The 10887-nt window shown below is 55.7% G+C and carries 8 protein-coding genes and 1 pseudogene; 7 read left to right on the top strand and 2 right to left on the bottom strand.

Going from position 1 to position 10887, the window contains the following annotated elements; all coding sequences use genetic code 11:
* Positions 1-34: 34 nt before the first annotated feature.
* From mlaA to ACLQ7H_RS27805, 3 genes are all read left to right on the top strand, one after another.
* Complete coding sequence (gene mlaA, locus ACLQ7H_RS27795) at positions 35-796, top strand: phospholipid-binding lipoprotein MlaA (RefSeq protein WP_411755456.1); 762 nt, start codon at positions 35-37, stop codon at positions 794-796.
* 646 nt (positions 797-1442) lie between these two features.
* Positions 1443-2069: an OB-fold-containig protein gene (locus ACLQ7H_RS27800; RefSeq protein WP_411755457.1), complete on the top strand. Its 627-nt coding sequence runs from the start codon at positions 1443-1445 to the stop codon at positions 2067-2069.
* A gap of 58 nt (positions 2070-2127) precedes the next feature.
* Complete coding sequence (locus ACLQ7H_RS27805; RefSeq protein ID WP_411755458.1) at positions 2128-3909, top strand: flotillin family protein; 1782 nt, start codon at positions 2128-2130, stop codon at positions 3907-3909.
* A gap of 130 nt (positions 3910-4039) precedes the next feature.
* Here ACLQ7H_RS27805 and fadL read toward each other — a convergent pair whose 3' ends face one another.
* Entirely contained in the window at positions 4040-5374 is a 1335-nt protein-coding gene (gene fadL / locus ACLQ7H_RS27810) for a long-chain fatty acid transporter FadL (RefSeq protein ID WP_411755459.1), read from the bottom strand.
* Between the two features lie 406 nt (positions 5375-5780).
* Here fadL and ACLQ7H_RS27815 point away from each other — a divergent pair, with 406 nt between their 5' ends.
* The 4 genes and pseudogenes from ACLQ7H_RS27815 (at position 5781) to sixA (ending at position 10642) form a co-directional block, all read left to right on the top strand.
* The gene (locus ACLQ7H_RS27815; RefSeq protein WP_021806065.1) at positions 5781-6077 is read left to right on the top strand and encodes a YfcZ/YiiS family protein; all 297 of its coding nucleotides are present in this window, start codon (positions 5781-5783) and stop codon (positions 6075-6077) included.
* A 198-nt stretch (positions 6078-6275) separates the two neighbouring features.
* Positions 6276-7589 carry an acetyl-CoA C-acyltransferase FadI gene (gene fadI / locus ACLQ7H_RS27820; RefSeq protein ID WP_411755460.1) on the top strand — a complete coding sequence of 438 codons (1314 nt, stop codon included), beginning with the start codon at positions 6276-6278 and terminating at the stop codon, positions 7587-7589.
* Positions 7586-9753 (top strand): annotated as a pseudogene (gene fadJ / locus ACLQ7H_RS27825) (fatty acid oxidation complex subunit alpha FadJ). Before fadI ends, fadJ begins: the two are co-directional and overlap by 4 nt.
* 406 nt (positions 9754-10159) lie before the next feature.
* Positions 10160-10642 carry a phosphohistidine phosphatase SixA gene (gene sixA / locus ACLQ7H_RS27830; RefSeq protein ID WP_411755461.1) on the top strand — a complete coding sequence of 161 codons (483 nt, stop codon included), beginning with the start codon at positions 10160-10162 and terminating at the stop codon, positions 10640-10642.
* Between the two features lie 92 nt (positions 10643-10734).
* Here the strand turns inward: sixA and ACLQ7H_RS27835 are convergent.
* The coding region (locus ACLQ7H_RS27835; RefSeq protein WP_411755465.1) for a Smr/MutS family protein at positions 10735-10887 on the bottom strand (153 nt) is incomplete at its 5' end.

Raw genomic sequence — 10887 nt, forward strand, 5'->3', positions numbered from 1 at the left:
TAAAAAGAATCCAAGGGTTTTCATGGAGATAAATATGAACTTTCGCCTGACTGGGCTGGCTTTCGCAACGGTGTTATTGGTAGGGTGTGCCAGCTCGCCTGGTGACGATCCGCAAGGACGTTCCGATCCTCTTGAAGGGTTTAACCGGGCGATGTTTAACTTCAACTATAACGTGATGGATCCCTACGTGCTGCGCCCGGTCGCGGTGGTATGGCGCGATTACGTCCCGACGCCTGCGCGTAATGGCTTGAGCAACTTTACTTCCAACCTGGAAGAGCCAGCCAGCATGGTGAACGAATTTCTGCGTGGTAACCCTTATCAGGGCATGAAGCACTTCAACCGTTTCTTCCTCAACACCCTGTTGGGAATGGGCGGGCTGATCGACGTGGCCGGTATGGCTAACCCGAAACTGGCGCGTGAAGAGCCACGCCGCTTCGGTGGTACCTTGGGGAACTACGGTGTCGGTTACGGTCCGTATGTTCACCTACCGGTCTACGGCAGCTTTACCATTCGTGAAGACGGTGGCGACTGGGCGGATAGCGTTTATCCGGTGCTGAGCTATCTCACCTTCTGGATGTCGGCGGGTAAATGGGTGGTGGAAGGGGTCGAAACCCGTGCTCAACTGCTGGATTCCGATGGGTTGCTGCGCAACTCTTCCGATCCTTACATGATGATGCGTGATGCCTACTTCCAACGCCATGACTTCCTGGCGCAGGGCGGGGTGCTCAAGCCGCAGGAAAACCCGAATGCCAAGGCGATCCAGGGCGATCTGGACGAGATCGACTCCGCTAACTAAGGCCGGCCTGTTCCCTCTTTGGGAGCAGGTTTCCCATTAGCTTCTGCGTCTCATGGGCCTCACCCTAGCCCTCTCCCACAGGGCGAGGGGACCGAAAGTGCCACAACTTAATTACGGTACTTATCCTCAGCATCTATCCTGTTACAGATTAACTTCCGCACCTAATCACAACAGACAGACCTTGCCACAACTTAATTACGGTACTCATCCTCAGCATCTACCCTGTTACAGATTAACTTCCGCACCTAATCACAACAGACAGACTTTGCCACAACTTAATTACGCTACTCATCACCAACTTCAAGAGCTACAGACTGATTCCTGTACCTGATAGCATCGCCGTACCAGCTCCCTCTCCTTGGGGAGAGGGTTGGGGTGAGGGAGATTGTGAGGGGAAAATCGGCGCTGGGATCTGCGGATTATCTGGGCGAGCGGGGCCGTAAATGTTAAAATCTGTGACAGGAACCAACTTCCTGTTATCTTGCAGGAAAAGCCTGCGGCTAGGGAACTGGCTTATGTGGAACAGGGAGCGTTTATAGCGGATTGCATCACTACCTTCACCGCGTCTAGTATTCTCTTTCCTGCCATCCTCAACGTTCTCTGCGGCCGCGATATTTTCGCTGTGATGCGCACGGAGAACGCCATTATGGACCTACTTTCTTCAGGCAATGCCCCTTTCGCAATCGCTCTGCTTCTGCTGCTGTTTATTGGCGTGCTGGAAACGTTGGCGGTCTTTCTCGGTGCTTCCCTTTCCAGCCATTTCGACGCAGCTATAGACTCCCATCCGGACATTACCCTGGGTGAGAACGTCTTCGCTCATGGTCTGAGCTGGCTGCACATCGGGCGTTTGCCGTTGCTGGTCATCATCGTGCTGTTTCTCGGCGGTTTTTCTCTGAGTGGCCTGATACTGCAATGGCTGGCAGGCGGTGAGCTACCGGTGTGGCTGGCGGTGATAGTTGCCTTTATCGTCGCTGTATTCAGCGTGCGTTGGTGTGGCCGCGGCATTGCTCGCTACTTGCTACGTGACGAGAGCAGCGCCGTTTCCACGGACAGCTTTATTGGCCGGATGGCAATTATGACCGGCGCAACGGCTACTGCGGGCACCCCGGCAGAAGCCAGGTTGACCGATGAGCACGGGCGTACCCATTACATTTTGATCGAGCCAGATGAGGCGGACGTCGCCTTTGTGCGTGGAGCCAAGGTGTTGGTTACGGCGCGCATCTCTGGCTCTCGCTTTAGCGGCATTGCCAACCCTTGGCCTGACCTGCTGTGAACGCGGTTTTTAACGGAATTATTTTGATAATGCTTATGGAGAGGTAACCCTAGTGATAATGAGTGATGGTCTTACATTTTGGGGTTCGATTGCAGGTGGCATCTTTGTTGTCCTGCTGATCATCGGACTGATTTTTTCACGCCTGTATCGCCGCGCCTCGGCGGAACAGTCTTTGGTGCGTACCGGCCTGGGCGGGCTCAAGGTCGTGCTGAGCGGTGGTGCCATCTCCCTGCCGGTGTTTCATGAGATTGTTGAAATCAACATGAAGACCCTGAAGCTGGAGGTCAGCCGTGCCATGCACGACAGCCTGATCACCAAAGACAGAATGCGCGTGGACGTGGTGGTGGCATTCTTTGTCCGCGTGCAACCGACCATTGAAGGGATCTCCACCGCAGCACAGACCTTGGGCCAGCGCACGCTATCCCCGGAAGATCTGCGCCAACTGGTGGAAGACAAGTTTGTCGATGCCTTACGTTCCACCGCTGCGCAGATGACCATGCAAGATCTGCAAGATACGCGCGAAAACTTCGTGCAAGGTGTGCAGAGCACGGTATCTGAAGATCTGGCGAAAAACGGCCTGGAGCTGGAAAGCGTGTCGCTGACCAACTTTAACCAGACCTCGAAAGAGTATTTCGATCCGAACAACGCCTTCGATGCCGAAGGCCTGACCAAGTTGACGCAAGAAACCGAGCGCCGTCGCCGCGAGCGTAACGAAGTAGAGCAGGACGTGGAAGTCGCGGTACGCGAAAAAAACCGCGATGCCCTGTCACGCAAGCTGGAGATCGAGCAGCAGGAAGCCTTTATGTCGCTTGAGCAGGAGCAGCAGGTCAAAACCCGCAGCGCCGAGCAAAGTTCCCGGATCGCCACCTTCGAAGCGGAACGCCGCCGCGAGGCCGAGCAGAGCCGTATCTCCGCCGAGCGCCAGATCCAGGAGGCGGAAATCGAGCGTGAGCAGGCGGTACGGACTCGTAAGGTAGAGGCGGACCGTGAAATCCGCGTCAAAGAGATCGAGCAGAGTAAAGTCACCGAAATGGCCGCCATCGAGCAAACAAAAGTGACGGAAATCGCCGAGCAGGATAAGGCCATCGCCATTGCAGCCAAGTCTGAGCAGCAATCCCAGGCCCAGGCGCGCGCTAATGACGCGCTGACCGAAGCGGTGAAAGCGGAGCAAAACGTGGAAACCACGCGCCAGACCGCCGAAGCCGATCGTGCCAAACAGGTTGCTCTGATCGAAGCCCGCCAGGGAGCGGAAACCGAGGCAATGCAGCTGACGCTGAAAGCCCGCGCGGAGAAAGAGGCCGCCGAACTGCAGGCCGCAGCTATCATCGAATTGGCCGAAGCGGCACGTAAGAAAGGCCTGGCAGAGGCGGAAACCCAGCGCGCGTTGAACGAAGCGGTCAACATGCTTTCCAGCGATCAGACCAGCCTGAAGTTCAAATTGGCGCTGCTGCAGGCGCTGCCGGCCATCATCGAGAAGTCCGTTGAGCCGATGAAGGCCATTGACGGTATCAAGATCCTGCAGGTTGATGGGTTGAACCGTTCTGGCGGTACCGCAGGTGCAACGGCGGCTTCGGTCGGCGGCGGTAACCTGGCCGAGCAGGCGATGTCTGCCGCGCTCGCTTACCGCACGCATGCCCCGGTTATCGACTCCCTGCTACAGGAAATTGGTATCAGCGGTGGTTCATTGCAGGCGTTGACGGCTGCTTTACCGCAGGCGCAGCCAGTTGTTCCGTTAGCTGAGCCTAACGCTGTAGTCGTGCAGGAAGAGATTGCGGACCCCAAAGTGGAGTCGTATACACCGTCAACGGAGCACAGCATCACGACGGTAAGGCTTTCCTGAAAGATGACAAAGTGGCAATGTTGCTAAATTTGTAGGGGTGCTGCATGCTGCGCCCGTTTAGAGTATCAGCAGAAAAAACCAACGGCGGGATTATCCCGCCGTTTTTTATATCTGTATTGAGGAAAACAGATTAGAAGCTGTAGTTGAAGTTGGCACCGTACAACCAGGCTTTACCCTTCGATTCGAAGGTGTAAGGGCCTTCGTTGATGGTCACTTTCTGGCCGTGCATGTAAGACACACCCACGTCGACAGAAGCGTCTTTATTGAACGCGTAAGTCGTACCTGCGCTCAACCAGAAGCGATCCTGATCCGGGATTGAGATAGAGCGGTTTTGTGCCGGGACCGGGCTGTCATCGAAGGCGATACCGGAACGGAAGGTCCAGTTATCGTCGTAGAAGTAGGTGGTACCCAGTGCGATACGGTAAGCGTCACGGAAGCCTTCATGCTTCTGGAACAGCGTTTTGCCGTTGCTGTCTGTCGCTTTCAGCTCCTGAAACTGGCTCCAACTGGTATAGGCCATGCTGTAGTGGATCGCCCACTGCTGTGCCACTCGGTTATACCCAGAGATCTCCCACATTTCTGGCAGGTTCAGGGTCAGAGAACCCGGGACGTTGTTACCGTCGGTCCCCATTGGCAGGCCAAACTGCCCGAGCAGGCCGTTATAGGCGGAAGGCAGGCTGCTTCGGTAGTCGCCGTCAAAGTCGATTTTCACTTCAGAGCGGTAAGTAAAGCCGTAGCGGTTTCTGTCGTCGACTTCATACAAAATGCCTGCGTTCCAGCCGTAGCCCCATTTGCTACCTTCCAGATGAGAGATCTGGGTATCCGCAGGGATTGAACCAATTGCGGCCGCCTGCTGAGGGGTTAATGCCCCCTGTTTAAGACCTTGACCAGCTAGCAGTAGTGGCAAATCACCGGCGAAGCGATCGATTTTAGCTTTGGCATACACCGCATCGAAGCCCAGACCGAAGCTGAACTGTTGGTTCAGGCGGTAAGCGAGGCTCAGGTTGAGGTTTGCCGTGGTCAGGTCGGTAGTACCGCCGACGGAGCCAGCCGTGTAGCCCTCGTTGTATTCGGTGGCCAGGCCATAGTTGCTGGTCACGGAGCCACCGATGGCCCATTGGTCATTCAGCGGTTGAATGTAGTGCAGGTTTGGTACCCAGGCGGTCGGTGCAATGTTCTTCGCATCCAGGCTCCTGCCTGAAGGCGAGGTACCGGTAATGTTAACGTCTGGGTCAATAAAGATTGCGCCCGCAGAGAAAGAAGGGCGGCTAAACATCATCATGGTTGCCGGGTTACGGCTTGCTGAGGCTGCGGTATCCGCTACTGCGCCTTCGCCAGAATAAGCTCGCCCTAAACCAGCAGACGAAAACTCGTTCAGCTGGAATCCTGCGGCATAGACGTTTGAAGAAATAATTGCCACTGCAGCTGCGAGAGCTGATTTAGTGAATAGGTTTTTCTGGCTCATGACCAAAACCTCATTTTATGTGTTTATTATTTAAACAATGTTACACAAAGTAACATGGAGCGCGCGATTGTAGGGTCCGTTATCAATCTGACAAATCAGACCAGTGGCTGAATTATAGGTCCGACCTGTTAAGATGTTGCAAGTTTGTTTTTGAAATATTTCCAAATTGATATCAGAAAGGAGATCCACATAACAAAAAATGACCTGTACATAACAAAACTCTTATGTTTTTTTACCGCAGGGCGATTTAGTTATGTGATTTCCGTCACTTAAAGTGCTTAAAAAAAGTAAGGCTAGTGATTGGCATGCCCGAGGAGTAAAATAAACACAGAATTTTGTTTATTTGCGCCAGATCAAAATGGCTATTTGGGCCAGCGTAATCGCGGCCCGTGAGGAGATTTCAACTATGTCAGATGCAATCAATAAATGTAACGCTCAGGAAACTGCGGCCTGCTGCTGTGTCGATGTCGGTACCGTGATGGATAACACCGATTGCACCGCATCCTACAGCCGAGTGTTTGCCAATCAGCAAGATGCGGAGCAAACCCTGGCAGCACTGACTGAAAAGGCGCGCGGCGTGGAGTCCGATCCGTGTGACATCAGCAGTAGCATTAAACCGGTTGACGGCGGCGTGCAACTGGATGTGGATTTCACCTTCTCCTGCCAGGCAGAAACCATGATCTTCCAGCTCGGCCTGCGTTAATCCCCACAAGATCGGCAGGGGGCCGTATACCGCGCCCCTGCTGATATCCACCCCGCGTTACCCCTGCCCGAAAGTTGCTCCCGCTCTCAGTTTTCACTTCTGCCGGTTTGCCAAATGTAAACATTTGGTTAACAATGACCTCATCAGGTCAGACCTCTTTTTGTCCGTTGTGTTGACGGCCTCTCTTCAGGAGCGTTTATGAGTAAGGCATTGCCGCTGGTTACCCGTCTCGGCGACCGTATCGCCATTGTTCAAGGGCTGCGTACCCCTTTCGCCAAACAGGCCACCGCTTATCATGGCATCCCTGCGGTCGATCTTGGCAAATCTGCGGTGAGCGAGCTGCTGGCGCGTAGCGGCATCGATCCCGCCTTGATCGAGCAACTGGTCTTTGGCCAGGTGGTGCAAATGCCTGAAGCGCCCAACATTGCGCGGGAAATTGTTCTGGGTACTGGCATGAGCGTGCATACCGATGCCTATAGCGTTTCACGTGCCTGTGCCACCAGCTTCCAGGCGATTGCCAACGTGGCGGAAAGTATCCTGGCTGGCAGCATCAGTGTCGGCATCGCAGGTGGGGCAGATTCTTCTTCCGTGTTGCCGATTGGCGTCAGCAAAGCGCTGGCTCGCACTTTGGTGGACGTTAACAAGGCGCGCACACTGTCGCAGCGCCTGAAGCTGTTCAGTAAGCTTAAGTTCCGCGATCTGATGCCGGTGCCGCCCGCCGTGGCGGAATACTCTACTGGCCTGCGCATGGGGGATACTGCCGAACAAATGGCGAAAACCCACGGTATTACTCGCGAGCAGCAGGATGCCTTGGCACACCGCTCACATCAACTGGCCGCCAAAGCCTGGGAACAGGGGCTGTTGCGCGATGAAGTGATGACCGCTTATGTGCCGCCATATAAAAATCCGCTGGCCGAAGATAACAACGTCCGCAAAGATTCCAGCCTGGAGTCTTATGCCCGCTTAAAACCGGCATTTGATCGCCGCCACGGTACCGTCACGGCCGCCAACAGTACGCCGCTGACCGATGGTGCGGCAGCGGTGCTGATGATGAGCGAGTCCCGTGCTAAAGAGCTCGGCCTGGAGCCTCTTGGCTACCTGCGCAGCTTCGCCTTTGCCGCCATTGATGTCTGGGAGGATATGCTGCTCGGCCCTTCCTATGCCACCCCGTTGGCGCTGGATCGTGCCGGTATTACCCTGGCCGACCTGACCCTGATCGATATGCACGAAGCCTTTGCGGCGCAAACGCTGGCCAACCTGAAAATGTTCGCCAGCACCGAGTTTGCCCAACAGAAGCTGGGGCGTGAGCAGGCGATCGGCGAGGTGGATATGGAGAAATTCAACGTGTTGGGTGGTTCTATCGCCTATGGCCATCCGTTCGCCGCGACCGGCGCGCGCATGATCACCCAGACGCTGCACGAGCTTAAACGGCGTGGTGGCGGTCTGGGGCTGGCCACCGCCTGCGCGGCTGGGGGATTAGGTGCGGCGATGATCGTGGAGGTGGACAAATGAGTTTCGAGAACGCATTGCACGAACAGCGTGCCAAGCCTTCGGCATTTCATCTGACTTTACGCCCGGACAATATTGGCGTGATCACCATCGATGTGCCTGGGGAGAAGGTGAATACGCTGAAAGCGGAGTTTGTTGAGCAGATCAACGACGTGCTGCTCAAGGCACAACAACTTGCCACCCTGGAAGGTTTGGTGATCCTGTCTGGCAAGCCGGACTCGTTTATTGCCGGGGCAGACATCACCATGATCGCCGCATGTCACACGGCGCAAGAGGCACAGACGCTGGCGAAGAAGGGGCAGAGCACGTTGGCACAGATTGCCGCGTTCCCGGTGCCAGTGGTTGCCGCCATCCACGGTACCTGCCTTGGGGGCGGGCTGGAGTTGGCGTTGGCCTGCCATAGCCGCGTCTGTTCTCTGGATGACAAAACGGCACTCGGCCTGCCGGAAGTACAGCTGGGTTTACTGCCTGGCTCAGGTGGCACCCAGCGCTTACCACGCCTGATTGGTGCCAGCAAAGCGTTGGATATGATGCTGACGGGCAGACACGTTCGCGCGCGTCAGGCGCTGCGCATGGGCCTGGTGGACGAGGCCGTACCGCAATCTATTCTGCTGCAAACCGCCATTGAGCGTGTAAAACAGGGTTGGAAATCGCGCCGTGCGTTACCGTGGCAGGAACGCCTGCTCAACGGTCCATTGGGCAGAAGCCTGCTGTTCAGCATCGTGCGCAAGAAGACCCTGGAGAAAACCCACGGTAACTACCCGGCAGCGGAGCGTATTATTCAGGTGGTGCGCACCGGTCTGGATCAGGGCAGTGCCAGCGGCTATGAAGCGGAGGCCCGCGCCTTCGGTGAGCTGGCAATGTCGCCACAGTCTGCCGCGTTACGTAGCTTGTTCTTTGCCTCCACGGCGCTGAAAAAAGAGCGCGGTGGGGATGCTCAGCCCCAGGAGTTACACCGTGTAGGTGTACTTGGCGGTGGTTTGATGGGCGGCGGTATCGCCTGTGTCACGGCGACTCGTGGCGGGCTACCGGTGCGCATTAAAGACGTGAATGAGCAGGGGATCAACCATGCGTTGAAATACACCTGGGATCTGCTGGGTAAGCGGGTACGCAGCAAACGCATGCGCCCGGCAGAGCGCCAGAAACAGATGATGTTGATTTCCGGCAGCACCGATTACAGCGGTTTTGAACGGGTTGACATCGTGGTGGAGGCGGTATTTGAAGATATCGCGCTCAAGCAGCAGATGGTGGCCGATATTGAGCAATATGCCGCGCCGCATACCGTATTTGCCTCCAACACCTCATCATTGCCGATCGGCCAAATCGCAGCGCAAGCGGCCAGGCCGCAGCAGGTCATTGGTCTGCATTACTTCAGCCCGGTGGATAAAATGCCGCTGGTTGAGGTGATCCCGCATGCCACTACCAGCGAACAAACCATCGCCACCACCGTTGCTCTGGCCCACAAGCAGGGGAAAACGGCGATTGTGGTCGCCGATCGCGCCGGTTTTTACGTCAACCGTATTCTCGCTCCTTATATTAATGAGGCGGCGCGCTGTCTGCTGGAAGGCGAGCCGATCGAATCGGTGGATAAGGCTTTGGTCGATTTTGGTTTCCCGGTGGGCCCCATCATGCTGTTGGATGAAGTGGGTATCGACGTCGGCACCAAGATTATCCCGATCCTGACGGCGGAACTAGGGCCACGCTTTGCCGCTCCGGCGGCGTTCGAGGCGGTGCTGAAAGACGGCCGCAAAGGGCGTAAGAATGGCCGTGGTTTTTATCTGTACCCGGCCGAGGGCAGCAGGGCACGCCAGAAACGCAAGAGTGCAGATAACAGTATCTATCCGCTGCTGGGTATCACCCCAAGGCCCATATTCAACATGCGGTGATCGCCCAACGCTGTGTGATGATGATGCTCAATGAGGCGGCGCGTTGCCTGGATGAAGGGGTGATCCGCAGCGCACGCGACGGCGATATCGGTGCGGTATTTGGCATTGGCTTCCCGCCGTTCCTTGGCGGCCCGTTCCGCTATATGGATGAGCTAGGCGCGGAGAAAGTGGTAAAAACTCTGCGCTATCTGCAACAGCAATACGGTGAAAATTTTGCTCCTTGTGAACGCGTGCAACGCATGGCTGAGCAGGGGGAACGGTTCTATCCGCAAGGTAGTTAACCAGCATAGCGGCCCGGTTTGCGCTACAGTTTGATCAGGGCCGCACTGTGATCGCTATCACTCCTTGCAACTAGGGCAATCCCGGAGGCTGTACAGGGAGATTGGGGAGGGGTAACGTAGCGTTTTGGTTGGTGGCTCATTCAGCGCTATCAAAAATTTCATAACAACAAGGTTAAAATTTAACCCGTTGAATTGGTTGTTATGTCAGCGATGAATGGGTGCAAGGGCGCAAATGTTGTAAAAAACAGCGTTTTCTTTACGCGAACTTTCAGGCAAAATGCCCGACCGCCATAGAGAGACGGCGCGTTATCGTTTGAAGCTGGCCTGCGCTTTTGAGTGCAACTCGGCGATACAGCACGCTCGGCGTTTCTGTATAGCGTTATTTTGTCAACAACAGCGGTGCAATATGCAAGTTTTGATTATGCGTCACGGAGAGGCGGCACTCGATGCAGCCAGCGATTCGGTAAGACCTCTTACTGTTTGTGGCCGTGATGAGTCACGTCAGATGGCGGCCTGGTTAAACACCAAGTCTGTGGATATTGAACGAGTGCTGGTCAGCCCTTATTTGCGGGCCGAGCAAACGCTGGAAACGGTACGCGAAGCGTTAACGCTACCCGAAGGCGAGGAAGTGCTGCCGGAGCTGACTCCAGGGGGCGATGCTGGGCTGGTGAGCTGCTATCTGCAGGCGCTGGCTAAAGAGGGCATAGGTGCAGTGCTGGTGGTTTCCCATCTACCGCTGGTGGGTTATCTGGTGGCTGAGCTGTGCCCTGGGGAATGCCCGCCAATGTTTGCTACCTCCGCTATCGCTAATGTAGAGCTGTCCGAGGATGGCAGCATCGGCAAGTTTGAATGGCAGGTTGGCCCGTCACAGGTGATGGCCAAGGTCTGAACGGGCGCAGCATGCAGCGCCCCTACGTAGCGTAGTCGATAAAGGTTTGTCAGTAGTCTCAGGGCGATGTTGATCATCGCCCTTTGTAATTTTTATTCCGCCAGTTCAACCAATAACAACACCGCCGCGCTGCCGCCCCATTCTTTAGGAGCCTGGTGGAACGCCAGCACGTCCGGATGTTGCGCTAACCACAGCGGCGTTTGCTGCTTGAGGATATGTTTGCCGTGGCCGTGCATCACGCAGGC

This window comes from Serratia sp. (in: enterobacteria) (assembly GCF_046715635.1).
Classification (GTDB): domain Bacteria; phylum Pseudomonadota; class Gammaproteobacteria; order Enterobacterales; family Enterobacteriaceae; genus Chania.